Source organism: Acinetobacter sp. CFCC 11171 (assembly GCF_003268405.1).
Lineage (GTDB): Bacteria > Pseudomonadota > Gammaproteobacteria > Pseudomonadales > Moraxellaceae > Acinetobacter > Acinetobacter amyesii.
In genome coordinates, this window is the sequence record NZ_LQXP01000020.1 from 1 (window position 1) to 25925 (window position 25925).

22 protein-coding genes and 1 pseudogene are annotated in these 25925 nt (G+C 40.8%); 7 read left to right on the plus strand and 16 right to left on the minus strand.

What is annotated here, in order from left to right; all coding sequences use genetic code 11:
- Positions 1–324: 324 nt before the first annotated feature.
- Positions 325–1116 (plus strand): phytanoyl-CoA dioxygenase family protein, encoded by a 792-nt coding sequence (locus tag AVJ20_RS10575; RefSeq protein ID WP_111885191.1) that lies wholly within the window; start codon positions 325–327, stop codon positions 1114–1116.
- Positions 1117–1254: 138 nt separating this feature from the next.
- Positions 1255–1710 carry a GFA family protein gene (locus tag AVJ20_RS10580; protein ID WP_111885192.1) on the plus strand — a complete coding sequence of 152 codons (456 nt, stop codon included), beginning with the start codon at positions 1255–1257 and terminating at the stop codon, positions 1708–1710.
- A gap of 32 nt (positions 1711–1742) precedes the next feature.
- Here the strand turns inward: AVJ20_RS10580 and AVJ20_RS10585 are convergent, their stop codons facing one another.
- On the minus strand, positions 1743–2858 hold the full coding sequence (locus AVJ20_RS10585) for an S-(hydroxymethyl)glutathione dehydrogenase/class III alcohol dehydrogenase (RefSeq protein WP_111885193.1): 1116 nt from the start codon (positions 2856–2858) through the stop codon (positions 1743–1745).
- A gap of 300 nt (positions 2859–3158) precedes the next feature.
- On the opposite strand from AVJ20_RS10585, the gene AVJ20_RS10590 reads away from it, so the two are divergent.
- Positions 3159–4433, plus strand: a complete 1275-nt coding sequence (locus AVJ20_RS10590) for a flavin-containing monooxygenase (protein WP_111885194.1) — start codon at positions 3159–3161, stop codon at positions 4431–4433.
- A gap of 214 nt (positions 4434–4647) precedes the next feature.
- Positions 4648–5529 carry a TauD/TfdA family dioxygenase gene (locus AVJ20_RS10595; RefSeq protein WP_228157201.1) on the plus strand — a complete coding sequence of 294 codons (882 nt, stop codon included), beginning with the start codon at positions 4648–4650 and terminating at the stop codon, positions 5527–5529.
- A gap of 230 nt (positions 5530–5759) precedes the next feature.
- Here the strand turns inward: AVJ20_RS10595 and AVJ20_RS10600 are convergent, their stop codons facing one another.
- The 3 genes from AVJ20_RS10600 to AVJ20_RS10610 all read right to left on the minus strand — a co-directional run bounded on the left by AVJ20_RS10600 (position 5760) and on the right by AVJ20_RS10610 (position 8913).
- Positions 5760–6200, minus strand: a complete 441-nt coding sequence (locus AVJ20_RS10600) for a hypothetical protein (RefSeq protein WP_111885195.1) — start codon at positions 6198–6200, stop codon at positions 5760–5762.
- Positions 6201–6759: 559 nt separating this feature from the next.
- Positions 6760–7932 (minus strand): hypothetical protein, encoded by a 1173-nt coding sequence (locus AVJ20_RS10605; RefSeq protein ID WP_111885196.1) that lies wholly within the window; start codon positions 7930–7932, stop codon positions 6760–6762.
- Positions 7933–8061: 129 nt separating this feature from the next.
- Positions 8062–8913, minus strand: coding sequence for an ABC transporter substrate-binding protein (locus AVJ20_RS10610; RefSeq protein WP_111885197.1), 852 nt, complete (start codon positions 8911–8913; stop codon positions 8062–8064).
- 168 nt (positions 8914–9081) lie between these two features.
- On the opposite strand from AVJ20_RS10610, the gene AVJ20_RS10615 reads away from it, so the two are divergent.
- Positions 9082–9810: a class II aldolase and adducin N-terminal domain-containing protein gene (locus AVJ20_RS10615; protein WP_249682337.1), complete on the plus strand. Its 729-nt coding sequence runs from the start codon at positions 9082–9084 to the stop codon at positions 9808–9810.
- 65 nt (positions 9811–9875) lie between these two features.
- On the opposite strand, the gene AVJ20_RS10620 is transcribed toward AVJ20_RS10615, so the two are convergent.
- The 7 genes from AVJ20_RS10620 to AVJ20_RS10650 form a co-directional block, all read right to left on the minus strand.
- Positions 9876–10745 (minus strand): phytanoyl-CoA dioxygenase family protein, encoded by an 870-nt coding sequence (locus AVJ20_RS10620; RefSeq protein WP_111885198.1) that lies wholly within the window; start codon positions 10743–10745, stop codon positions 9876–9878.
- Between the two features lie 19 nt (positions 10746–10764).
- Entirely contained in the window at positions 10765–11610 is an 846-nt protein-coding gene (locus tag AVJ20_RS10625) for a transporter substrate-binding domain-containing protein (RefSeq protein ID WP_111885234.1), read from the minus strand.
- Between the two features lie 200 nt (positions 11611–11810).
- Positions 11811–13319, minus strand: a complete 1509-nt coding sequence (locus AVJ20_RS18930; RefSeq protein ID WP_111885199.1) for an amino acid ABC transporter permease/ATP-binding protein — start codon at positions 13317–13319, stop codon at positions 11811–11813.
- Positions 13320–13577: 258 nt separating this feature from the next.
- Positions 13578–14714: an acetylornithine deacetylase gene (gene argE, locus AVJ20_RS10635; RefSeq protein WP_171319262.1), complete on the minus strand. Its 1137-nt coding sequence runs from the start codon at positions 14712–14714 to the stop codon at positions 13578–13580.
- A gap of 3 nt (positions 14715–14717) precedes the next feature.
- Positions 14718–15698, minus strand: coding sequence for a LysR family transcriptional regulator (locus AVJ20_RS10640; RefSeq protein WP_111885201.1), 981 nt, complete (start codon positions 15696–15698; stop codon positions 14718–14720).
- 30 nt (positions 15699–15728) lie between these two features.
- Positions 15729–16400, minus strand: coding sequence for a DUF1028 domain-containing protein (locus AVJ20_RS10645; RefSeq protein WP_078190011.1), 672 nt, complete (start codon positions 16398–16400; stop codon positions 15729–15731).
- Between the two features lie 21 nt (positions 16401–16421).
- Entirely contained in the window at positions 16422–16835 is a 414-nt protein-coding gene (locus tag AVJ20_RS10650; RefSeq protein WP_078190012.1) for a RidA family protein, read from the minus strand.
- A gap of 575 nt (positions 16836–17410) precedes the next feature.
- Between AVJ20_RS10650 and AVJ20_RS10655 the strand changes: the two genes are divergently transcribed.
- Positions 17411–18142: a Fic family protein gene (locus AVJ20_RS10655; protein ID WP_111885202.1), complete on the plus strand. Its 732-nt coding sequence runs from the start codon at positions 17411–17413 to the stop codon at positions 18140–18142.
- A 121-nt stretch (positions 18143–18263) separates the two neighbouring features.
- Here the strand turns inward: AVJ20_RS10655 and codA are convergent, their stop codons facing one another.
- Genes codA through codB form a run of 3 tightly spaced genes read right to left on the minus strand, consistent with a single transcriptional unit; the run spans position 18264 to position 22040 of the window.
- Positions 18264–19529: a cytosine deaminase gene (gene codA / locus AVJ20_RS10660; protein WP_111885203.1), complete on the minus strand. Its 1266-nt coding sequence runs from the start codon at positions 19527–19529 to the stop codon at positions 18264–18266.
- 20 nt (positions 19530–19549) lie between these two features.
- Positions 19550–20761 carry a PucR family transcriptional regulator gene (locus AVJ20_RS10665; RefSeq protein WP_111885235.1) on the minus strand — a complete coding sequence of 404 codons (1212 nt, stop codon included), beginning with the start codon at positions 20759–20761 and terminating at the stop codon, positions 19550–19552.
- 4 nt (positions 20762–20765) lie between these two features.
- On the minus strand, positions 20766–22040 hold the full coding sequence (gene codB / locus AVJ20_RS10670; protein ID WP_111885204.1) for a cytosine permease: 1275 nt from the start codon (positions 22038–22040) through the stop codon (positions 20766–20768).
- A gap of 309 nt (positions 22041–22349) precedes the next feature.
- Here codB and AVJ20_RS10675 point away from each other — a divergent pair.
- Positions 22350–23349 (plus strand): annotated as a pseudogene (locus AVJ20_RS10675) (IS3 family transposase).
- Between the two features lie 478 nt (positions 23350–23827).
- Here AVJ20_RS10675 and AVJ20_RS10680 read toward each other — a convergent pair.
- Together AVJ20_RS10680 and AVJ20_RS10685 are read right to left on the minus strand one after the other, a co-directional pair.
- Positions 23828–25183, minus strand: a complete 1356-nt coding sequence (locus AVJ20_RS10680; protein ID WP_111885205.1) for an ATP-binding protein — start codon at positions 25181–25183, stop codon at positions 23828–23830.
- Entirely contained in the window at positions 25183–25845 is a 663-nt protein-coding gene (locus AVJ20_RS10685) for a response regulator (RefSeq protein ID WP_086194903.1), read from the minus strand. Before AVJ20_RS10685 ends, AVJ20_RS10680 begins: the two co-directional genes overlap by 1 nt.
- Between the last annotated feature and the right edge of the window lie 80 nt (positions 25846–25925).

Consider the following 25925-nt stretch of genomic DNA (forward strand, 5'->3'; position numbering starts at 1 on the left):
ATTCTATAAATATTTTTTTGCAATAAAAAAGCCCACTTTTACAGTGGGCTTTAATGTGTTGACTTAACAACAAATCTTGGTAGGTATATCCAGACTCGAACTGGAGACCTCTACGATGTCAATGTTCTGGAAAAATTGAGAATATCAACAAAAGATTAATTAAAGTGAGATACAAGTTGTCTACAACGTAATTCCAAAAAAACAAATCTCTCATTTGAAAAAGATGAATTTCGTCTGCTCAGGCAAAAGCTTATATTTTTTCCATCATCATTCCCCCAAGTTTTGATGATAGGCATATAGGTATTTACTTCTCAGGAGCCGTTCATGTTCAAAGAAGAGCAGCAAATATTTGCACGAGATGGCGTAGTGATTCTGCGCGGTCTTTTTAAAGATTGGATAGATGTTTTGGAACAAGGCGTTGCCGTCAATGAACAAAACCCAGGTCAATGGTTTCGTGACTATACGCCGGGGCAAACAGAGGGCCGCTTTTGGGCGGACTACTGCAATTGGCAGAGAATTGAGGCTTTTGACCAATTTATTCGTAAGAGCCCCGCGGCCGATATTGTAAAAAACATTATGAATGCGCAAGCGGTACGTATGTTTCATGAGCATGTTTTGGTAAAAGGTACTGGCTCAGCAAAAGTGACACCTTGGCATCATGACGCGCCTTATTACCCTGTAAATGCAAAGCAAACCTTAAGCTTATGGATTCCGCTTGATCCGATTTCACGCGAGTCCAGTATTGAGTTTGTGGCGGGTTCACATCTCTGGGGCAAACACTTTAAAGCTCAGGGCTTTAATGGCGAATATTATGAACATGAAGGCGCTAAAGAAGAGATGCTGCCAGATATTGACGCTCACCGTGAGGACTACAGCATTCTCGGCTGGGAACTGGAACCCGGTGATGCGATTGCCTTTGACTTTCGGACTATACACGGCGCACCAGGCAATAGCTCGAAACAGCATGCACGCCGTGCGGTCTCTTTCCGCTGGTTAGGCGATGATGCCGTTTATGTCGATCGAGGCGGAAAAACCTCTCCACAATATCCGCATTTGATCGACAAATTACAGACGGGCGATGCCCTGCCTGAGGATGAATTTCCGTTCGTGGCTTGACCATTAATTTTTAAAGTTCCCTCCTGATACCAATGCTGACCCATTTTCAGCATTGGTTTTTTTATGCGCTTATGAACTTGCGAAAAATGTGTAAAAAACTTAAAAATAAATCTCATATATAACAAGATCAGCAAAAACATGAGCTATAACGGCAGCTGCCTATGCGGCGATGTCCAATTTCAGGTACTGCAAGACATCCATACCATTTATCATTGCCATTGCAGTTTATGCCGTAAACAAAGCGGTACGGGTGCAAATGCCGCATCACTTATCCACTGCAGCGCTTTTCAATGGCGCCAAGGCCAAGAACAGATTCAAAGCTATTATAAAGCTTCAGGTTTTACTTCTTACTTTTGTTCTCACTGCGGCTCTCCACTTCCAAATACTGTACGCAATACCGATTGGATCTGGATTCCACTCGGCCTATTAGCTCAAAGCCCTGCCATATCAACCCGCTTAAACTTTTGCCTCAGTTCTAAAACTGCATGGCAAATACCCTCTGAAGCGGATCAAAGCTTTGATCACTTGCCGAAAATGAGTGAACTCAATGCATTTTTTAAAAGACAGTTGAATCCACAATCAAAAAAGCCCTGAATCATTCAGGGCTTTTAGGTTGGACTGAAGCTTTATTCACTAAAATGAATTACGGTACGAATCGATTTTCCTTCGTGCATCAAATCAAAAGCTTCATTAATTTGTTCTAAGCTCATAGTGTGCGTGACAAATGGTTCGAGCCGAATCTCTCCTTTCATCGCATCTTCTACCATGCCTGGCAGCTGACTGCGGCCTTTTACCCCGCCAAAGGCTGTACCTTTCCACGTACGTCCCGTCACCAGCTGGAATGGGCGTGTTGAAATTTCCTGCCCTGCACCTGCGACACCAATAATCACAGACTGTCCCCAGCCACGATGTGCAGACTCAAGCGCCGAACGCATGACATGGGTATTGCCGATGCATTCAAAGGAATGATCCACCCCCCAGCCTGTCATTTCCACAATCACCTGCTGAATCGGCTGTTCATAGTCTTTAGGATTTAAAAAGTCTGTTGCGCCAAACTCTTCTGCAAGCTTGAACTTTTCAGGGTTGGTATCCACCACAATAATACGGCCTGCTTTGGCTTGGCGTGCACCTTGCACGACTGCCAGACCAATACCGCCTAAACCAAATACAGCAACTGTGTCTCCTTCTTGCACTTTCGCGGTGTTATGCACTGCGCCAATACCTGTTGTTACTCCACAGCCAAGCAGACAAACGTGTTCAGGATTCGCTTCAGGATTGATTTTTGCCAGTGAAACTTCGGCCACAACCGTATATTCAGAAAAGGTTGAACAGCCCATATAATGGTATATAGGTTCGCCATTATATGAAAAACGCGTTGTACCGTCCGGCATCACGCCTTTGCCCTGCGTTGCACGTACCGACACGCATAGGTTGGTTTTACCTGATTTACAGAACAAGCACTCGCCGCATTCTGCTGTATACAATGGAATGACGTGATCACCGGGTTTTACACTGGTCACGCCCTCACCGACTTCAACCACAATGCCCGCACCCTCATGCCCCAGCACCGCAGGGAAAATACCTTCAGGATCTGAACCTGACAGCGTAAAAGCATCGGTATGGCAAACACCAGTATGGGTAATTTTAACCAAGACTTCTCCTGCCTGCGGCGGAGCAACATCCAGTTCTACAATTTTCAGTGACTGGCCTGGACCAAATGCGACAGCTGCGCGTGATTTCATTTTGTACCCTTCTTTACCGAATGATTTACTGCCCAACCAATGTTTTAAAACTGCTTTTTTTGAACAATAAATCAAAATTACAAACTTAAATTTCTTGTGACTTTTATATGAAAATCACGCTGTGCAAGCAATTCGGTTTTTTTGATGCACTTGTTTTGCTTATATGATTTTCTCTTTTCTTTACCACTATCTATAGTCAATTCATCGAAACAGATGTCTAGGTATGAAACGGAAAAAGTTTCAGCACTGGGCTAAATACAGCGTACTTACACCAGCGTGCATGTAGGAAGGATGAATAATATGAAATTAAATAATTTGACTGTGGATACGGTTGTAGTGGGTGCAGGCCAAGCAGGAATTGCGATGAGTGAGCATTTAAATGCGCTAGGCATTTCTCACGTCGTTTTGGAAAAAAACCGTATTGCTGAAGCTTGGCGTACACGCCGCTGGGATTCATTAGTCGCAAATGGCCCTTGCTGGCATGACCGCTTTCCAAATATGGAATTTGACGCAGACCCTGACAGCTTTATTCATCATGACCAAGTCGCAGACTATTTCCAAAACTATGCAGAAAAGTTTAACTTGCCGATTCATACCGGTGTTGAAGTATTCAAAGTTTATAAAACCGATCAGCGCCTTGGGTTTACAGTAGAAACCTCCGAAGGCACGATTTATACGCAGCGCTTAGTATCAGCAACAGGCGCATTTCAAAAAGCAGTGATTCCTCCCGTCGCTCTGCAAAAACCTGAGTTTTACCAAATCCATTCAGACCAATACAAAAACCCGCAGCAGCTGCCTGAAGGTGCTGTTTTAGTGATTGGTTCAGGTTCTTCTGGTGTGCAGATTGCAGATGAAATCAACCGTTCTGGTAAAAAAGTTTATCTATCTATCGGTCAACATGAACGTCCGCCGCGTACTTACCGCAACCGTGACAATGTATGGTGGCTAGGCGTACTTGGCGGCTGGGACTTTATGCGTACAGATAAAGGGCCGCTCAAAGGTTTAGCCGTAAGCGGCGCGCATGGCGGTATAAATATTGATTTCCGCGCCTTAGCAAAACAAGGCATTACCCTATTGGGCATGACCGATTCATTTGACGGTCAAAAAATTCAATTCAAAGCTGACCTGAAACAAAACCTTGAATCTGGTGATGCTGCGCTGCATGCCTTTTACGACCAAGCAGATGAATATGTGCGTGCCAATGGCCTCGACCTGCCTGCTGAACCGCAAGCGCGTCAGCTGCTGCCTAACCCAGAATGCGTAACGCAGCCGATTTTAGAGCTGGATATGCAAGCCGCCAACATTACGAGCGTCATTTGGGCTTCAGGCTTCAGTTATGACTTTGACTGGCTGCAAGTCAATGCCTTTGATGAGCAAAAAAAACCGAAACATAAACGAGGCATTTCAGATGAGCGCGGGATCTATTTCCTTGGTTTGCCCTATTTGACTGGTCGCGGTTCAAGCTTTATTTGGGGCGTTTGGCATGATGCTAAATACATCGCTGAACACATTGATATTCAACGTAAATACCAAGAATACCAAACCGATAAAAATCTACTCAAAAACACCGCCTAATTTCTACCTTTATGCACACATGAATCTCTCTCCATTTATGTGTGCATTTTTCATTCAATCTCTGTTCAGTTTTGCTCTGACCATTTCAAAATTGAGGATATTATGACCACCATTTTAAAATCAAAAATTACAGATAAGTGTGCATGGATCGGGGCAGAGATTGCCGAAAAAACCGATTGGATCTACCACTTATCACCACATGTATTAAGCATTTTTGACCACAGCCTGCAAGTATTGGCGGCAAAAAAACTTAGCTGCGCCCAATTTTGTAAAATCGGATGTCGTCATTCAGGATGACGCTTTTTTAAAGGAAATTGCCTATATTTCTAATGAATTGGAAAACGGCTATGGTTTCATTGTGATTCGCGGTTTAGACCCAGAAAAATACAATGAACTTGAAATGAGCAATATTTACTATTTGATGGGTTTATACATGGGAAACAGCGTGACACAAAATGCACGCGGCGACCTCATTGGTTATGTCGAAAACATAGGTGATAAAAGCAAAAAAATGACCCGTGTTTATGAAACCAACAGCTATTTGCCCTACCATGCGGACTTAAGTGATGTCGTTGGTCTGCTCTCAATTCGTAAAGCTAAAACTGGCGGCCTCAGCAGCATTGTCAGCTCATCTACGGTTTATAACCGTATTTTAGAACAATATCCCGAATACTTAGGCTATTACTATCACCCAGCTTGGTATGACCATTTGGGAGAAACCGAACCTTCACTGAGTCCGATTTTCAGTTATTTTGACGGTAAATTGGCCTGCCGCTACTTACGCTATTATATTGAATTAGGTCATGACCGCAGAAACGTTCCACTGTCCCAAGTACAAATGGATGCCCTGAATATTTTTGATGAAATTAGCCATGATCCAAGCTTAAGGCTCGATATGATGTTAGAACCGGGCGATATTCAGTTCTGTAATAACTACTGTGTCATGCATTCGCGCACTTCATTTGAAGATTATGATGAAGCTGATAAGCGCCGCAAACTTTTACGCCTCTGGCTGCAAATGCCAAATGCGCGCAAGCTTGCGAAAGACTTCCCAGGTCGTAACGGCATACCGAAAGGTTTAGGCGAGGTAGCTTAATTTATAAAACTGAAAAGAGGCGTTGGTCGCCTCTTTTTTATTCCTTCATTTTAGTGTTAACAGCTTTGAAACTATTCTGCATATTCTTCTAATGATGGACCTAAAATCTAACAAATTAATGGCAGTGAATCATATCTAACTTGTCCCATTTAAATTGGTTCTAACTTCCGCATTTCGTATAATCGCCATTATGTTCAATCGATGATAAAAGGCTCGATTCATAGAATTATTCATTTAGAAGTTATAGGGGGTTCATCATAAAACCGTAAAATAAAGTCATTAAAATCAATTAATTGATATATCCCCCTCTGTTTGTAGAAGAAAATATTTACTTCTAAATATTCAGCTTTATAACATTTTGTTCTATCCATTTTTTTTATAAAATTTGGAAATTGCTTTTTAAATGGAAAATAGGGTCTAACGAAGTTCTGGCTCTTTAAACCATCAACTAAAAAATAATAACTATCTATCGAGGTATATGCTCCTGTAGATTTTCTTGAATGAGGCTTATAACCGAGATAACAAATTTCTCCGACTTTAAAGTTTCCTTGTTCATATTGTTTATCTACCATTTTTGATACAAAGATAGAAAATAAAATATTAAAAATTAATAATAATAAAAATAGTAAAAATCCTCCAATTAAAAGCACTCTTCTATGATAAAGATCCATTAAAAATCCCTTTCAAATTAGTTATTTCCCTAAAATAAACATAATACACGTTATAAGAAATCAATTTATTTTATCAATAAATTTCAAAACCTTACACAAATACAAAGAGCACTATTCTACTCAATGGTGCTTTTTCCATGGTTTTTACTGTTATAAGCCTAATTTTAATCAATATTCCACAGTTTTGTGTAATCCCATTCAAAGATAAAGCAAACAAAAGTGTCCAGATAAAATAGTAATCGATATCCAAGTAGTTATTGATATTGCAAACTCTCCCGAAACCATTTTAATTTGCGCAACAAAATTTAATGCAAATTTTCAGATAAAGTCTGATCCCGTACTTCGTGATATGAAGCTTTTCAAATACCTCCTGCCTCATTTCTGCTTGTTCGTAATTCATCATCGAACTCAATATTCAGCGATTGAAACAAAATTCACCAAACTTGATACGTCAATTCCACATGTATCCTGAACAGCACTGCAAAAACTAAATTTCAGGCAGATAAAAACACCGTATAAATTGCTTTATACGGTGTGAGTTTAATCGAAAGTATCTGACTTAGAAATTGTAATAGAACTGCAGATTCAACAGTTCATGTGTATCATCATCGCCGCCTTGCGCATACGAGCTACTCGGGCCGCCAATCAGGAAGTCATTTTTACCCATAATATATTCAGCCACAAAGCTCATGTTTTTATAATAAGCCGCTACTCCCAGTAAATTACGCGATGAATCGTCATAACCGTCTTCAGACTTCACATAACTGCTGTACATGGCATACGGCATAACCGCATCCAGTTTGCCTACATTCTTAAACTTATAGCTGACATCTGCGGTATAGAACATCCCCTCATTTGCCACCATAAAATTATCATCAAATGAACCCATTAAAGATGTTTTGGGCGTCAGCGGATCTTTGTTATCCATTTCATTTTTACCCAGTGTTAAGCCAAACCCCAGATTGTTATAGCTCACATTGCCAAATACCGCCCATGCTTGACGGTCACCCGTTTGGCCATTGGTTTTGTTTTCAATATCCGACTGCCAATACGATGCACCAATGTTCCCTTTCATCGGTTCCGGCAGACTTCGGATTTCCTGCTTTACACGGCCAATAAACATATTTTGTTCATCTAAATGTGTCAGGCTTGAATCTTCAGGTTTAACGAAGTTTGTAGTGTAACGGCTGGCATCTTCTGAATAAGGGCCGCTGTAGCTGCCGCCATCTCCAGTAAAGTAAGCCAATTCCACTTGCGTGCCTGTATCAAACTTGCCTTGGTATTTCAGCCCGACATTATGTACGTCTTCTAAGCCAATCTGTGTAATGACACCGCCATAATAGTTGCTTTCCCAAAAGCGCCCCGGCCCAAACGGCACAGGCTGCAAACCTGCTTGAATCAAATGACTGTCGTTAATGTTATAACCCACATAAGCATCGACCAATGTGGAAAAATCGCACAGCTTATTATATTGATAGCAGCGATACTCTAAATGACCAAAAATTTTCGGTGAAGTATAGTCCAAGTTGATACGCGCTGCATCGAAGGTCAACTTATGATCATTTTCCGTCCAGCTTTTGTCTTGGTATTTCACTCTTAAAAAACCTGAGAGTTTTAATTCCCCTAAGTCAGTTTTTGGATCCCCAATGGATAAATCTGCAGCTATAGCAGGTGTAGCCGCACACCCCAACAGCAACAATGAAACACAATAATTTAAAGCTTTCTTTTGCATTATTTAAATCTCTATACCTGTTGTTAAGTCAAGTGTGTACTGCGGGCTTTTTTGCAAAAGCCCCTGCAGCGCTTCGTTTTAAACGAAGCTAGGAAAATAGGAGAATGAAAATAGAGGATCGATCTATGCCTATTTCGGCATGTATTTCGCAATTTCTTCAGCGCTAGGCGCTTGCAAGTTGTACTTCACCAGCAGCTTGTCAAATTCACCAGACTGTTTCATGGCATCCAAACCTTGGGTGACTTTTTCCAGCATGGCTGTATCTCCCTTACGGATCGCAATACCGCCTAGAACTGGGAAAAATTGCTCTGTCGAACTGATTTGAACACGGCCTTTCAGCTTTTCTGCAGTGCTCATCGCTACACTGGTATCGTCATAATGCGCATCCACTGCTTTAGACAGCAGCGCCTGCACTGACTCAGGCGAGGTATCAAACTCACGTATGGTGATGGCCGCTTTACCCTTCGCTACACAGCTTTCTGCAGACATTTGGCGCAGCTGCTCAGGGAACATTGAGCCTTTTTGCGCAGAAATTGTTTTACCGCATAAATCATCACGGGTTTTCGGCTGATATTCAGAATCCGCCAATGCGAGCAAAGCCTCTGTCGTCATGTAATACGGAACCATATCCACTTTTTCTAAACGCTCTTTGGTGATGTATAAACCTGACATCACTAAATCAAATTTTTTCGCTTCCAAACCCGTAATCAAGTTAGAAAAACGGCTGTCGATAAAATTTGCTTGAGCATTTGAATGTGCAAAGATTTGATTGGCTACATCAATGTCAAAACCAGCAGGTTTGTCATTTTCCATATATTCAAATGGCGGGAATGTCATATCACTGCCTATCTGATAGGTCTGGCCTGCAGCTGCCGCATCAGAAGCCGATGCCGCTGATGATGCCGTATCCGCACTTTTACTGCATGCAGTTAACCCCCAAACCAAACATGCCGCTGCTACTAATGGTTTCACTTTTAACATTACACTCACTGCAATACTCCTTGAGTACTTTATGTACGTTTTAGAACTGTTATACGTGAGATTTTTCGAGATTGTAATTTTGAAATTCCTACGCAATACTCCAAAAAAAGCGATGCAAGCTTTTGATTAAACAGTAATAGACTTTTCTCATATTCTAAGCAGAGCAATATGATGAAAACAGAACAGCAAATTCGTATAGACCTCGCAGCAGCACTGCGTTTGAGTGCAAAATTAGGCATGCATGAGGCAGTCGCCAACCACTTCAGTGCCGCTGTTTCAGAGGACGGAAAATCTTTTTTACTAAATCCGAAATGGGTACATTTTTCTAAGGTAAAGGCCAGTGATTTAATCTTGGTCCATGCTGATGATGCAGGCAGTTTTGAAAAAGGCAAAATAGACTCAACCGCATGGGCCATTCATGGCCAAATTCATAAGCTGCGCCCTGATATTAAAGTCATCATGCATTTACACCCGATTTATGCAACTGCGCTTTCCTGCCTAAAAAATCCGACCTTGCTGCCGATTGAGCAAAACAGCGCACGCTACTTTAACCGTGTTTCTTATGATTCACATTATTCAGGCATGGCAGATCAGATCGCTGAAGGTCAGCGTCTTGCTCAGCTGCTGCAGACCAATACCCGACTGCTGATGGGCAACCACGGTGTACTGATCGGCTCACATGATATCGGCCTTGCTTTTGATGATATGTATACCTTTGAGCGCTCAAGTCAAATCCTGATTCATGCCTATTCCACTGGCCAAACCTTAAATATTTTGGATGATGCTGTGGCAGAAAAAACAGCGCAGGATTGGGAAAAAATTGAAGATTTCAGCATCGCACATTTCGAAGAAATGAAAGAAATTTTGGCAGCTGAAGATCCAAGCTTTATGGACTAAGAAAACTTAAACAATAAAAAAGAGCTTCAATTGAAGCTCTTTTTTTCACTCTCGTTCTAAATTCGTTAAGCCATTTCTAAACCGGCTTGTTGTACAAAGAAAGAGGCCCCCTTGGGCTTTTGCGGCATTTTCAAATGATTCGCTGTCATACGTACTTGCCCGCTTTCTTGTCCATAAACCAATTGCCCTTGGTGCACGCTTGGCAGCGGGTTATCTGACAATGCAACCGCATCTTCTGCTGCATATACCGTAATGAATAAATAACGCGGCAACTCAGTATTATTTGCACCAGATGCATGCAGCAAACGGGTATGCATGAAACAGACTGAGCCTGCAGGGCCTGTGCAAGACACAAATTTTTGGCACTGCTCCGCCTCGACTTCATCTTCCACTTTGCCTGTGAAACGGCCATCTTGCCAATGGTTATACAACTCGCCCTTTTGGCTGCCCGGAATCACCTGCAGCGGGCCATTGTCTTCTGTCACCTCACCCACCATCAATAACGCTGTGATCATGTCATCATTAGTATGCGGCGTGAATGGAAAATCTTGATGCCATTTCACAGTGGTCGCTGTATGCGGCAGTTTAGCATTTACTTTACTGTGGTGAAAACGGGTGCCGCTGCCTCCAATGAGCTCTCCAGCCATTTGCGCCATATTAGAATGAATGGCTGTTTCAAAATATGCATCTGAAATTTCCGTCGGAGAACTAACACGACGCAGTGCAGGATGTTCTGAGCTGTGATCCGCAGGATCGACATCAAAGCGCGAGCGTCCATCAATGGTTTCTCCATAAGCTTCTGCAAAGCCTCGGCTTTCGTCAATCCATGCTTCCAACTGCTGACGTAAACCCTGTAATTCCGCAGCATCTACGACATTTTCGACAACTAAAAAACCGTCACGGTGAAATTGTTCAATTTGGTTTTGATTTAACATTTGCTCATCCTATTCGCTTTTATTTATTCATGACTGCTGCAATGTCTTCTTCAGTCGGTGCTTTTAAGCCATATGCAGTCAAAATTTCTTCATATTCGCCTGAGGCTTTAATACGATTCAAACCTTCCTCAACGAGCTTATACGTTTCGGTATCACCTTTACGGATGCCAATACCTCCTACTGTCGGGAAGAATTGTTCTGTCGACGTAATCTTCACTTTGCCAGCTAAGCTAGTTTCAGCCGCTTTCATGACTGCGGCATCGTCATATTGGATTTCTACAGCATGCGCTAATAGCGCCTGCGTGGTTTGCGGCGATGTTTCAAACTCACGGATCATCAGCGCTTTCTTACCATTTGCTACACAATTTTTCGCTGAAATTTCATGTGCCTGAGTTGAGAACGCAGTACCTTTCATTACGCCCACTACAGCACCGCACAAATCATTTGGCCCTTTAGGTGCAAGCTTGGAATCATGACGCACCAGCAATGAAATATCTGTTTTGTAGTAAGGGATCATATCAATCTGTTCAAGACGCTCAGGCGTGATGTACATAGATGAAAATAAAATATCGTACTTTTCGCCTTTCAAACCAGGGATCAGATTCGCCCAGCGTGTATCCACCCAGTCGGCCTTATAGCTACCGTCAACTTCAGCAATCTTTTCCATGATTTCAACGCTGACACCGCTTGGCACGCCATCTTTCAAATACTCGTATGGAGGGAAAGTCAGGTCTGAACCTACAGTGACCAAACGTTTTTCTGCTACCGGCGCTGCCGAATCTGCAGTTGGTTCTGACTGTTTCGAGCAGCCAGCCAATAGTAAACCGCCAACGATAGCCCCAATGAACATTGATTTATTTTTCATACCCCATCCACCCAACTCTTTATGTTTATCTGTCATTTGAAGATAGAACAAACATATACAGAATCCGATTTGGATTTTTTTATGCAAAGCTTTATAAAAATAGAATTTAAAATTTAGCGATTAAAATATGAAAAAAGCAGCCAATAATGACTGCTTTCTTTAATTTAAATAGAAATACTACTTAGAGGTTTTATAAAAAGTTAATCCTTGGCAATAAATTTTTGGAACCGCTCATTATCAGACTGCATTAATGCTTCTGGTGTATCATTTAATACCACATGACCGTTTTCCATAAACATTACACGATCAGATACTTGAAAAGCAAAGCGCATTTCATGGGTCACAATAATCATGGTTAAGCCTTCTTGTGCCAATTCTTCAATCACTTTCAGCACTTCATTGACCAATTCAGGGTCTAATGCTGAAGTTGGTTCATCAAACAGAATAATCGACGGCTGCATGGCTAGCGCACGGGCAATCGCCACACGCTGCTGCTGACCACCTGAAAGCTGGTGCGGAAACTTATTGGCATGCCTTTTCATACCGACTTTTTCCAACATCGCTAAAGCCGTAATTTTGTTATCCAGCACCGTACCGCGCTTGTGATACAGCGGTGCAAGCATGACATTTTCCAAAATCGTTTTATGCGGAAACAGGTTAAAGCTTTGGAACACCATTCCGACATTTACAATTTGCTGTTTATATGCAGGCGATTCATCAGTTAATTCCTGATCTTTTAAGAAAGGCTGACCCAATAAATTGACTGTGCCTTTATTCAAGCTTTCTAAGCCATTTAAAGTACGGATAAATGTCGTTTTACCTGAACCCGATGGCCCAATAACGGAAATGACCTCACCCCATTTCACTTTTAAATCAATCCCTTTCAGGACTTCATGCTCACCATAGGCTTTATGAATATCAATAGCTTCCAATGCATATTCGCCATTGCGTTCAGTATTGATCTCTTTACGCGCACGCACAGAAGCTTGCGGCAGCTGCAGCAGCGGATCATTTTCTGCCAGCATCCCTGGTTTACGGTTCGTAATATCTATACGGCGTTCAAACCAGCCGAGCAACCAGCCAAAGACAGTCACGATCAGCACATAATAGAATGCTACGGCCAGCATGGTTTCCATCACCAAAAAGTTTTGGGTATATAAACGCTGACCGACCAATAAAATTTCAGTGAGTGAAATGACCGAAACCAAAGATGTGAGTTTTACAATGGAAACATATTCATTACCCAGTGCTGGAAGCGCAACACGAAAGGCTTGCGGAATCATCACTAAACGCTGAATGCCTGAATATTTCATGCCTAGCGCCTTACCCGCTTCAATTTGCCCCTTATGCACCGCTGTTAGACCGCCACGGTGAATCTCTGCAATATAAGCCGCTTCACTTAAAGTCATAGCAATCAGACCTGCAATAAATGGCGACGCCAAAAGCACACTCGAAGCTGGGAAAATTTGCGGCAGGTTATAAACAAAAACCAGCAGCACCAGCAGCGGTAAGCTTCTAAAGAACCAAATATAAAGATCACTCGACCATGCCAAAGGTTTGAATTTAGACTGTTTGCCCAACGCCAGTACAAAGCCCAATACAATGCCGACCACCCAAACCAATACGCTGAGTTCAATGACGGTCCAAGTTGCGGCCCAAAAGTTTTTATGTGAAAACAAACTGAATGTATAAGACCAATTAAAATCCATTCAATACCCCACTCGCATGATTCTGTTCTATTTCCTTTGTTATAGCGAACTTTGAGTGAATAAGTAATTTTGAAAAATTGAGGTCTTAATACAGAAATAATTAAGCAATAAAAAAGGCCAGATAACTGACCTTTTAAAAATTTGCACATCTACGGCATTTATAATAAACACTGTAGTTACCTTTTTATAATTATCTAAAAACAAATATAAATACAAGCTTTATTTTTAAATAACTTAAGCATTATAAATCAAAGCTGATTATACCCTTAAACTCATATAAAGCTTTTCTAAGAAAATATCACACTGCTGCAGCTGATCTATATCTACATATTCATTCGGTTTATGCGCTACAGCGATATCTCCCGGGCCACAAACCATCACAGGACAATGCAGCGCCCCTTGGAACAATCCGCCCTCAGTACCAAAGGAAATATTGCCTATAGAGGTTTCTTCTGGCAACAGGCTTTGAATAAACTGAACCGCCTCAATGGTTTTGGAGGTTTTCAGCCCTGGATATTGGTTGACTTCTTCAACCTCAATGTGACTGCGGAAGTCATCCTGTATTTGACTTAATATCTGCTCTTGAATAAGACTGCTGCTGTCCTCCGCCAAATGACGGATTTCATAATCCACCACACAGCTGTTCGGTACAATATTCAGCGCTGTCCCACCATTAATCTTACCCACATGCACCGTGCTGTAAGGAATATCATAGCCAGCGTCCTTATGTCCTTGTTGACGGAGGTTCTGCTGAATGGTTTGCAAAGAAGTCACCAGCTGGCTGGCCACATGGATCGCATTGACATAATTAGGCGCTAAAGCCGAATGCCCCTCTTCACCGCAGCAGCGGGCGCGGAATACCGTTTTGCCTTTATGCGCCAATGCCAACTGCATCATGGTCGGCTCACCAATCACACATAAGATAGGGGAAATAATCGTGGAAGCCAGTTGATCTAAAATCCCACGTACACCAATACAGCCTATTTCCTCATCATAAGAAATACACAAATGCAGCGGACGTTTGAGCTCTAATTTTGAAGCTTTCAACATGGCGATGATGGCACATGCTAAAAAGCCTTTCATATCCGCTGTTCCGCGGCCAATAATTCTTCCGTCTTTATGCGTCGCTTCAAAGGCTGGCGAATCCCACTGCTGCCCCTCTACCGGCACAACATCTGAGTGGCCAGACAAAAGAATACCCGCCTGATCACGCGGTCCCACACTGGCCAATAAATTAGCCTTGCTCTGTTCTGCATTAAAATTCAGTTCTGTAAAAATACCGTTTTGCTCAAATAATTTTTGAACATAAAAAATAAACGCTAAATTGCTTTTATAAGATGTTGTATCAAAAGAAATAAATTTATCTAACAGCTGTATGCTGTTTACATCAGTCACTATTTATGCCTCTTCCAGTACAGGCTTTGTCTTAATATGCGGATCAAAGAAATGCGCATCGCCCATACCGGGTATGTATTGATTGGATAGGAATGCACGGCAGCGGCTGATGAATGCCTGCGACACCGTATTCAGATTTGCATTTTTTGCAGTCGCCAAACCAATTTTCATCGGACGGTTATCGCCTGCTATACGCAAGCGGACGAGTCGTTTGCCGTCTAATGAATAATTATTTTTCGGGCGCACATTTAAAATGGTATAGCCCAGATTATTGGCTACCATCGAACGGACGACATCCACATGGCGCGAAGTATGCGCCACCAACGGGCTTAACTTATGCTTACGGAACAATGAAATAAAGTAATCATTACTGAAAGGCATATCTAAAAGCACCATCGGCAGTTCTGCCAGTTCTTCTAAAGTCACCGCCACATTTTTTGCTAGAGGATGCGCTTCACTGACCAAAACATGCGGCGGCAGCACGGCCAAAGGTTCGAAATTAATCAGGTCATGATCAATATTTAAATCATAAGTCAATGCGACATCCAATTCATTACGCGCCAACTGGCTCAACAAAATCTGCTGATCATCCTCACTTAGCTCCAAAGTGACATTTTTATATAAATTGGCAAAGCCATGAATGATTTCTGCATAAATCATGGGTGAAAATGCAGTAAAGCAGCCGAGCTTTAAGGGCCCACGGATAGAACCTGAAAAGTCAGCAGCCAAAGCATATAAGCTGCTGGCCTGACTTAAAATGAATTTGCATTCCTGCATGACTTTTTCGCCAATGCTGGTCAGCATTAAGCCTTTTGCATGCTGGCGAATAAATAGCTGTACTTGCAATTCAGATTCTATGTGGGCTATCGCCGCTGAAATAGAAGGTGAAGAAACGTGAATTTTTTCAGATGCAATAATAATGCTGCCGCTTTCAGCTGTCGCAACAAAATATTGCATTTGACGTAAAGAAATTCGATTTAACAATGCCGCGTCCTTTTCAGCGCAGGCTAAGCATTATTCATCGCCCGGTACACCATAACTTGGAGAGCTGGATGGATCTAAAGCCCGTGCAACATAATCCTCAACTTGCGGTTCATACACTTTCCAAAGCTGATACAAGTCCTCAATTGGAGTTTCAGACCAATCAACCCGAAGATTAATCACAGGCCATTCCAGTTTATCGACTACTAGAATACCTGCTGAATGAACTGGGCCAGCTTCGCCGCCTGCATCTAAACCAGCTTGCAGCGCTATAAGCAAACGCTCTGCCAAACTGCCGGATGCCTGATGAAAAGCATCAACCATGGCCTGAGGAACATCTTCATTTGCAAGCAGATTTCCCGCACCAACAGCATGCTCCCCTACGCACTGAGAATGAACACCTAAGGTATATTTGCCGCTAAATGCAGCAGGCTTTTCATCAAAATTTAAAACCGTCAGCTGTCGATACTCAATAAAGTCGGTATTTTTGACCAATTCAGCAATCGCATCGTCTGGCGCCAGATCATATTTGGTCATATCTAGCAAAATATTTGCCAAGTATGGATCTGTAATGTTCTGAGATGTTGCAACACCCACACCGGCCTTGGCTTGAATGCACCGCGATGCAACAGCTGGAGAAGAAGAGCTGATCGCTCCTCCAAATTGCCCCGTTTTATGACAGCGAGCAATAATTGAAAATGTCATAGGCTGCGTTGCTCCTTTTACTTAGTCAGGAATAACTGCAGTTGCATCAATTTCAACCAGCCATTCAGGACGGGCAAGTGCCGAAACGACAATACCTGTTGAAACTGGGAACACGCCTTTTAGCCATTTGCCAACGACACGGTAAACATCTTCACGGTAGCGCGGATCAATAATATAGATTGTGATTTTGCAAATATCTTCAAGTTCACCGCCAGCTTCTTCGAGCAGCATCTTAATGTTATACATGGCTTGTTCTGCTTGGCCCGCAGCATCGCCAATGCATACGCTTTCAGATGTATCTAGGTTTTGTCCAATTTGACCGCGTAAGAACACTGTGCTGCCGCGTGCGACAACTGCTTGGCATAAGTCATTATCTAAATTTTGTTCTGGGTAAGTTGCTTTTGTATTAAAAGTTCTAATGCGTGTATGTTTCATCTGAAGTGTCCTCTGTTTACTACAGTTTCAGTATGAATCAATCACTTGTGAAGGCAATTTCCCTTTTCCGTGTTAGTGCTTCAAGTTTTCCTTACTAGATATATTTTATTAATTAGCCATATAAGATGTATTTTAAATCTTGAATATTTTTATTTTATAAAATTCACCACTGCATGAAATTTTTATTTTTTTATGTGATACATGCAGTGATACAAGATGTAGTCTTTTAAGTCGTAAAGAATTTATAAACTGGCAATAAAAAAGCCTTAAATCAATAAGATTTAAGGCTTTTTTTAATTTTGGTGGGATGGCGTCAATTGAACTCAGCTCATAACCTATTCATTCTAAAGCTATTTTATTAAATAAAAAAAATCTTTGACCCAATTTTGACCCAAATTAGATTTAGTGCATTGAATCACTTTTAAAATCTTATTCAAATCCAAATTCAGGATTTGAAGTGGCGTACTGATTATACCAACATCGAACACGCTATAAAATGATATATTATAACATATCATTTCTTTGATTTTCTTTTTTGATGTATCATTCTTTTAGATATATTCAGGGACAAGGTAATGTTTAAAATTATTGATGATTTAAAAAATAAATTAGATCAGCATCGTCCCCTATCACCTGCGATAGTAAAAAATTTACAAGAAGACCTTATTGTACGATGGACTTATCATTCCAATGCTATTGAAGGCAATACACTTACTCTATTAGAAACCAAAGTTGTACTAGAAGGCATTACTGTCGGTGGAAAAGCTTTACGAGAGCACTTCGAGGCAATTAACCATAGAAATGCCATTTATTACGTTGAAGACATTATTAGAAAGGAAGAACCTTTTTCTGAATGGCAAATTCGCAATATCCATCAACTCATTTTAAAGAATATTGACGATGATAATGCTGGCCGATATCGCCAGCAAAACGTATTGATTTCAGGTGCTACAACTACACCACCCGACTATACCCTACTCAATGATAAAATGGCTCAATTGATTGATTGGTATAACAGTGAAGCACATGCACTTCACCCTATCGAACGTGCTGCAAAAGTACATGCTGACTTTGTTGGCATTCACCCATTTATCGATGGCAATGGACGTACCTCGCGCCTCTTAATGAATCTTGAATTATTAAAAGCTGGCTATCCACCTTGTGTCATTACTGTTGAAAATCGATTAGCTTATTATGAAGCTCTTGATCAATGGATGGCTTATGGGAAAACTGACGCATTTAACCACTTGGTTTCCGATGCGGTACTCGAAGGATTTAAACCGTATCAAGTTGTTTTAGGAATTTAGGGGGACTCTGTCTTTCAAAGCTTTGTGCAACAAAGCCCTTAGCTTTTAAAACTTTAGTAAATTAGCTCTATAACATAAAAAAACCGATGTATAAACATCGGTTTTTTAATTTTTTATTTAGTTATGCAGGCGTAGCTAGATTTGCGACTTTAAGTAAGCTCACTTGGTCCTGTTGTCTTTGCATAATAATTTTACCATTACGCACACTTAAAATAGCTTTTACTTGATTAGCAACAACTTCATAATCATTTTTAGCCGGCATAATTATAAAACTGGCAGGACGTCCGACCTCAATCCCGTATTGATCCCCTAAACATAAAGTCTTGGCTGAATTATCTGAAACAAAATCCAAGCAACGTTGTAAGTCTTCGTAACCCAGCATATGACAGATATGTAAGCCAGCATCCAGAATACGAATAATATTACCGTTTCCTACTGGATACCAAGGATCACGAATTGAATCCTGAGCAAAACAAATATTCATGCCTGCACGGTCAATTTCTGGTACACGGGTCAAACCTCGGCGCTTTGGATAGCTATCAAATCTTCCTTGCAAATGAATACTTTCTGTAGGGCACGAAATAAAGTTAATTTTAGAACGTTTTAGTAAGCGGAATAACTTGTAACAATAGGCATTGTCATAAGATCCCATCGCTGTAGTATGGCTAGCTGTTACACGTTCCCCCATACCTCGTACGTGTGCTTCATCTGCCAAAACTTCCAAAAAGCGAGATGCTGGATCATCAATCTCATCACAGTGTACATCCACCAGACAGTTATATTTTTCAGCTAAATCCATCAAGAAATGAACTGAACTTACACCTTTTTCACGGGTATATTCAAAATGTGGAATGCCACCAACTACATCAGCACCAAGCTTTACGGCTTCCTCCATTAAAGTACGACCATTTTTAAATGACTCAATACCTTCTTGTGGAAATGCTACAATCTGCAAATTCACTTTATCTTTGATTTCTTCTTTAACTTCAAGCATAGCTCGCATTGCAGTTAAGCTTGGATCAGTGACATCGACATGTGTACGCACATGTTGAATACCATGCTCAATGAGCATATCTAGCGTTTTTAAAGCACGTAGTTTAGTATCTTCAAAAGTGATCGTGGCTTTACGTTGCCCCCAACGTTCAATCCCTTCAAAGAGTGTACCTGACATATTCCACTCAGGCTCACCCGCAGTGAGTACAGCATCTAAATGAATGTGTGGATCAACTAAAGGAGCCATGACTAATTGTTGTTGTGCATCGATAGTATCTACATCAACTGTTTGAATGAGACTAGCCTGTTTTTCAATGGCTTCAAAGATGCCATTGTTGTAAGTAATACTAAATAGCCCTTCTTGTTGACGTAAAACTGCATTGATAATTTTCATGTTGGTTCCTTTTAAAATAATTAATGACTCATGTGCCAGATCAGTAATGCCATTGAAGCATTTAGACGGAAATTTGCCTCAGTTAAGACCTGATTTGTCAGTGATTCAATTTTTTGAATCCGTTGGTTTAAGGTGTTTCTATGGATACCAAGTCGTTTGGCTGTATCATTTAAGTTGCCATTTTCTTTAAGCCAGGCATCTAACGTTTCGAGTAGTACAAATGGATGCTTTTTATCGCTAATGAGAATACCCAAGGTTTCATGCATGAATTGCTGCAATACGCTTTTGTTCGGAATCGCTTTTAAAAGTTTTAGCACCCCCAAATCACGATATTGGCAAATACTATTTTTCATCTGCATTTCAAAAGCAATTTCCTGAGCTTGGGATGCTTCCCAAAATCCTCGTTGAAATGCCACTGCAGAATTCACTTCATTTGAGAACCCTGCAAAGACCTTAAGTTTATTATCAAGTTGACTCATTTGATCGATCACTTCTATGAGTGATTTTTTCCACGCATCGATATCATGATCATCAAGGTTGAGTACCAAACTAAACTGATCCCCCTGACGGATGACTGGAATTTTCTGCTTCCACTGTTTGGACCATTTTTCCAAGGCTTCATAACACTGTTGTTTAATTCTGAAAAAATAATTTTCATGCACAGCATTAGTATCGGTATGAAACAAGGCATGAATATTGTGTAAGCGCAGTACTGTAATCACATGACGTCCAAGTAAGTTAATTTTTAACTGTTTGGCACGAAGTTGAATTGTCTCTACCGATGGAAAATCCCCTGTCAGTAATTGAGAGATTACATCTTCACTCGATTTTTTGACTTGAGAAAACTGAACTAGCTGTGTACCAATCGCATGCGTAACTTCAACCATCTTCAAACTGTAAGGTTGCTCAATTAACGGTAAACCAAGCTCATTTGCGCGTGAAATAAGTTTAGGTGGAATTTCATGGATATATTCCTGACCTGTCATAATGACAAGCGCAGCTACATTTCGTTCATATGCCTGTTCAAGTAAACCTAAGAGATTATTTTCATCACGGGTATAGTTGATTCCCGTAACAAATACAATCTCTCCACCCTCAATCCATTCAGCGATTCCTTCATTTTCTGCTACATAGAACCAGCGGACAGGCCGATGAATATTTTCTGTTCCACCACATAATTTTAGTGGATAAAGTGAAGGTAGATTCAGGATATCTTGAACGGTCATATTCATCGCATTACTCCACTGCATCTACTTTATTTAAGACAGATGATTCCTGACGTAATGGGAATAAATAATTCAACACACTATAAGTGGTACATGCCACCACAATACCCACAATAGGTGCAATCCATGGTGATACATAGGCAACAATTGCGCCTGTGAAATAAGCAATCAAACCAATCCAGTTAAAATTAGGAATATTTGCTTCAGCTAATAATGGATATTTTCCTTTATGGCGAATCCAGTAATCCGCCATGATCACACCACCAAGTGGAGGAATAATTGCGCCAAGGAGTAATAAGAACGGAATCAATAGCTCATACATACCAGCAGCAGCTAAAATGATCCCCGCAACAGCAGCTACAAGCACCATGGTTTTACGGCGTTCACTTCTTACCATATGGCAAGCAGCAGTTGAAACACTATAGATTGCTGGGCCTTGGATCGTCCATAAGTTCAGGCAAAGCATCACTACTGCAGCAATAGATAACCCTTGTAAAACTAAGACCTCTACAATATCGGGTTGTTGATAAACGATTGCCATCCAAGCGCCAGCTAGGACCATTAGACCATTACCAATTACAAAGCTCACTAGACATGCCCAAATCGCGATTTTTCCGCTCTTGGACATGCGCGTCCAATTGGTAATTTGTGTTGCACCACTGGCAAAGGTACCAAATACCATGGTAATGGCTGTTGCGAATGTGAGTGTTTCTGTCGGTTGAACACTAGTTAAACCAGTCCATCCACCAATTTCTTTGGTCGCTAAGACAATAGAAGTAACGAGCAAAATAAACATTAAAGGAATCGATACACGGGATAGATATTCAAGTCCTTTAAAGCCGACAATTGCTGTAATGGAAAAACCGAGTCCAAATAGCACCATCAAAGGAATGAGTAAACTGTCAGAAAATCCTAATATTTTTCCAAGTGAAATCGCCAGAGTTGCTGTTCCCCAAGCAAACCAGCCTAATTCAGCAAAACCTAAAATAAAGTCTGATAATTTACTGCCCCAGTTGCCAAAGCAGAAACGTCCCATTAGAACTGTATTTAAGCCACTACGTGCAGAAATAAATCCCAAGGTCGCGGCATAAGCTCCTAATAGCAAGTTGCCTATGGCTACAATCCACAAAATATCAGTGAACTCAAAAGCTACCCCAATTTTTCCACCAGCAAACATAGTTCCTGTGAAAAAAGTAAAACTAAATAACACTAAGGCTATTGGGAAAAAGCCTTTACGTTGTGAAAGTGGTGTTTCTGTTAAAGGCGACTCTGCATGCACGCTCATATTCAACACTCCTACTATTCAATTAAAATCCTTGAGCGCTGTATTGCAAGAGCTATGCCAATTTTTTAATGCTTAAATTTATGTAGGTTAAATTGTTAAATGTGGGCAATTTGCACATATTTTTACTTTTCATGCAGAGTAAATGGGTAAACTACTGTGCTTTAATAACATTCAGTGATTTTATTTTGTGCATTTTAGAAACTGTAAATATTACAGAACATGCCGATATTAACAGAGATGGATCCGGAAATTTGAACAACTCCTATAAGTGATATTCTGCTCCCCAAATGATGTTATAAACCTCAATATATGGAGTATTTTATGGCACGTAGACCAAAAAGAAATCATTCAAACGACTTTAAGGCTAAGGTAGCACTTGCTGCGATCAAAGCAGAAAAAACACTTGCTGAATTGAGTTCTGAGTTTGATGTTCATCAAAACCAAATTATTGACTGGAAAAATCAATTAATCTCAGCTTCCTCGCAAGCTTTCGATCAATCAAAAGCTCCATCAGCCCCCCCATTGATCTTAAAAAGTTACATGCAAAAATCGGTGAGCAGGCATTAGAAATTGATTTTTTAGAAGGTGTGTTGAAGAAACTGGGCCGCTTCAACCACAAAAGTTAATCGATCACTCACTTCAGATTTCAGTATCTAAACAAGCTAAGTTACTGAAAGTCTCTCGTGGTTGTTATTATTATCGCCCAAAACCTGTTAGCTCATCAGATCTCAAGCTGATGCGATGTATTGATGAATTACATATGCAATATCCTTTTGCAGGCAGTCGTATGATGCGTGATTTGTTGAATCGTCAAGGGCATCATATAGGACGACGTCATATACGTACTTTAATGAAGAAAATGGGTATTCAGGTGTTATATTGCAAACCAAATTTAAGCCAGGCTAATCAAGCTCACCGTAAATATCCATATCGACTCAAAGGATTGGCCATTCAGCGCAGTAATCAAGTGTGGTCTACGGATATAACGTATATCCCTATGGCAAAAGGCTTTGTTTATTTATGTGCTGTGATTGATTGGCATAGCCGCAAGGTACTTGCGCATAGGGTATCGATTAGTATGGATGGTAAAGGTCGATGGGTTGATAATGTGATGGTTGAACGATTATGGCGGAGCGTTAAATATGAAGAGGTGTATCTCAAAGCTTATAGCAGTGTCACAGATGCGAAAAAGCAATTGAGTGCATATTTTGAGTTTTATAATTTGAAACGACCTCATTCGAGTCTAGACAAAATGACACCAAATGAATTTTACAATGATCAGCTACCCCAACAAAACAAGGTGGCTTAACTAGAGCGGAATATCACTTATAAATACGCTTTTAGTTGTTCAAACATGTGGGACCACCTCTGAATAGTGTGATCCGTCAATCAAGAAAAGAAAAATCTTTTCTTCCGATGATTCTGTGAAGAAAGAAGTAATTTACTTCGTAACATTAAATCCTGCTAAGAAATAGACATTGCCAATCTTATGTGGCATTACTACTCATGACTTTAAGCAATGAATTGATTTACTATTCATTTCGATGGTTGATTAAATGATCATTTATAAAAAATCGGACTTACACAAAATGAGTTACAGACTCTAATATCACCCTCACTTTAAGTGGCATAAGTTATATTACTGCTTTTATCAGACTTATGCTGCAATATATGAGTGTAGGACAGTAGGCTTTTTTACCTCTGTCGCTATATAGCCATAAGTAGTTATGGCACCCCAATCTTCAATTTTGAAAACTAGTTCTCAGCCCATTAAATAGCGTCATTATTTAGTTCTGCTGGTTAAATTCAATCCTAACCATAAGACCACCAATAGCATTTGTCCGACGTAACTCAACTTTTCCGTGATATAAATCGACAATTTGCTTAACAATCGATAAGCCGAGACCACTACCAATAATGACACTGTTCTGATTCACCCTATAGAATCTTTGGAAAATCAGCGGTATTTGTGCTTCATCCAAACCAATTCCATTATCCTCAATCTGCACAAAGCTATAATTTTTAACACAGCCACAACTGATTTTTATGACACACGGGCGTTCATAACTACGATAGATGATGGCATTCTCTAAAAGATTACGGAGCATAATTTCCAATTGATCCATTTGTGCCATGACCAGGGCCGACTCCAGTTGTAACTGTAATTCAATCTTTGCCTGACGAAGCTGAAAATCCATCATCGCAAGGGTACTTTGAATCACATTAACGAGATCAACCGAGCCTTGAGCTTGATGAGCATCGGGTTCAATCCGTGCCAAGGTTAGTAACTGCGTAATCATTCGCGAGGTTTTATCAATGCCAATCATGATGTCCTCAGTTGCTTCTCGCGCCTCCTCGGTAGAACGTGCGCTCTGCAAAACTTGTGCATGCAGGCGGATCGCAGCTAGAGGTGTACGTAACTCATGAGCTGCATTTGAGGTGAAACGTTTTTCACGTTGCAAACTTTCTGCAATTTCACTCAATAATGTATTTAATGAATTCACCAAAGGTTCGATTTCTTTGGGTACGACAAGATTAATAGGTTTTAAATGCTCAATCGACTGCTTTTCCAAGTTTTGACTGATGCTGAACACAGTAGAAAGATGGCTGCGTATGATCTGTAAAATCAGCCAGGACAGTAATGGTAAAAAAAATGCTGAAATCCCTATTAAAAATAACAACATATCTCTCTGAATATCCTGACGGATCGTCCAAACCTGTGCAATTTGTACTTGTATAGTGTGGGTGCTGTCCCAAACCGAATAACTGCGATAGGTTTTATTACGAATCTGAATCCAGCCAAAGTTGGCTTGCTGGACAAACGGATGTGTGCCAATGCCAACCGAACGATAAATCAACTTGCCATTACGATGCCAGATCTGGAATATAATCTGATTATAATGCTCCCCTTGAGCTTTCTCGATGACCGTATGATCCGGGATTCGCCCCGCCAGTGAACTTGAAGTAGTCGAAAGTAAAGCATGGGCTGTTTCAGCCAGTGATTTATCAAAAATATTATTCGCGGTACGCTGCATTCCCCAGTAAATACAACCTAAACTACCCACCCACACACTGGCGGTGATGACCATTAAAATAAATGATAGACGTCTGGTCAGTGAATAACTGCGAATGAAATTGGCCATTAATAATTTTCATCCATAATATAGCCAAAACCCTGCACTGTACGGACAATGTTTTTCCCAAGCTTGCGCCGTAAATTATGAATATAGACCTGGATCACATTACTGCTTACATCCGCATCATAGGCATAAAATGAGTTTTCTATGCTCTCCCGTGAAATAATCCGGCCACGGTTAAGGATAAAGAGTTCCAGCAAGTGAAATTCTTTCTGAGTTAATTCAACTTCAGTTTGATCTCTCAGTACCTGTTTGGTCGCTTTATTAACTGCAATATTGCCAATCTGAATCAAATCACTCACTTCACCTGAAATACGGCGCAATACCGCTTGAATCCGTGCAATGACTTCATACAAATCATATGGCTTAACTACAAAATCATCTGCTCCTGCATCCAAACCTGAAATACGCTCCTGAATTTTATCCTGAGCAGTCAGAATAATAACGCCTACTTTATTCTTTTTACGGCGCAGTGACTTTAAAACTTCCAATCCATTCCGGTCTGGCAAACCTAAATCAAGCAAAATAAACTGATAATCATAACTCGCCAAAAAATGATAGGCTTGCTCTGCTGTGGTGGCGATATCGACCACAAAATTTGCATGATCTAAGCCCCGTGCTGTCGCCTTAGCCAGTAAGGCATCGTCTTCAACTAACAATATTCTCACGTCTGAGCTACCTTCTCATTCTGCTACTTATAAGCCTATATTTATTTCTGTGAAAGCGGCAGGTACTCTGGCCCAAGAAA

What these genes read in the sequence shown, in the direction of transcription:
- AVJ20_RS10605 (WP_111885196.1), bottom strand. Translation starts at nt 7,932, where the DNA reads ATGCAAAAGAAAGCTTTAAATTATTGTGTTTCATTGTTGCTGTTGGGG.
- AVJ20_RS18930 (WP_111885199.1), bottom strand. Translation starts at nt 13,319, where the DNA reads ATGGATTTTAATTGGTCTTATACATTCAGTTTGTTTTCACATAAAAAC.
- AVJ20_RS10625 (WP_111885234.1), bottom strand. Translation starts at nt 11,610, where the DNA reads ATGAAAAATAAATCAATGTTCATTGGGGCTATCGTTGGCGGTTTACTA.
- AVJ20_RS10655 (WP_111885202.1), top strand. Translation starts at nt 17,411, where the DNA reads ATGTTTAAAATTATTGATGATTTAAAAAATAAATTAGATCAGCATCGT.
- AVJ20_RS10585 (WP_111885193.1), bottom strand. Translation starts at nt 2,858, where the DNA reads ATGAAATCACGCGCAGCTGTCGCATTTGGTCCAGGCCAGTCACTGAAA.
- AVJ20_RS10610 (WP_111885197.1), bottom strand. Translation starts at nt 8,913, where the DNA reads ATGTTAAAAGTGAAACCATTAGTAGCAGCGGCATGTTTGGTTTGGGGG.
- AVJ20_RS10590 (WP_111885194.1), top strand. Translation starts at nt 3,159, where the DNA reads ATGAAATTAAATAATTTGACTGTGGATACGGTTGTAGTGGGTGCAGGC.
- AVJ20_RS10645 (WP_078190011.1), bottom strand. Translation starts at nt 16,400, where the DNA reads ATGACATTTTCAATTATTGCTCGCTGTCATAAAACGGGGCAATTTGGA.
- AVJ20_RS10615 (WP_249682337.1), top strand. Translation starts at nt 9,082, where the DNA reads ATGATGAAAACAGAACAGCAAATTCGTATAGACCTCGCAGCAGCACTG.
- AVJ20_RS10665 (WP_111885235.1), bottom strand. Translation starts at nt 20,761, where the DNA reads ATGAATATGACCGTTCAAGATATCCTGAATCTACCTTCACTTTATCCA.
- AVJ20_RS10580 (WP_111885192.1), top strand. Translation starts at nt 1,255, where the DNA reads ATGAGCTATAACGGCAGCTGCCTATGCGGCGATGTCCAATTTCAGGTA.
- codB (WP_111885204.1), bottom strand. Translation starts at nt 22,040, where the DNA reads ATGAGCGTGCATGCAGAGTCGCCTTTAACAGAAACACCACTTTCACAA.
- AVJ20_RS10680 (WP_111885205.1), bottom strand. Translation starts at nt 25,183, where the DNA reads ATGGCCAATTTCATTCGCAGTTATTCACTGACCAGACGTCTATCATTT.
- AVJ20_RS10620 (WP_111885198.1), bottom strand. Translation starts at nt 10,745, where the DNA reads ATGTTAAATCAAAACCAAATTGAACAATTTCACCGTGACGGTTTTTTA.
- codA (WP_111885203.1), bottom strand. Translation starts at nt 19,529, where the DNA reads ATGAAAATTATCAATGCAGTTTTACGTCAACAAGAAGGGCTATTTAGT.
- AVJ20_RS10575 (WP_111885191.1), top strand. Translation starts at nt 325, where the DNA reads ATGTTCAAAGAAGAGCAGCAAATATTTGCACGAGATGGCGTAGTGATT.
- AVJ20_RS10650 (WP_078190012.1), bottom strand. Translation starts at nt 16,835, where the DNA reads ATGAAACATACACGCATTAGAACTTTTAATACAAAAGCAACTTACCCA.
- AVJ20_RS10600 (WP_111885195.1), bottom strand. Translation starts at nt 6,200, where the DNA reads ATGGATCTTTATCATAGAAGAGTGCTTTTAATTGGAGGATTTTTACTA.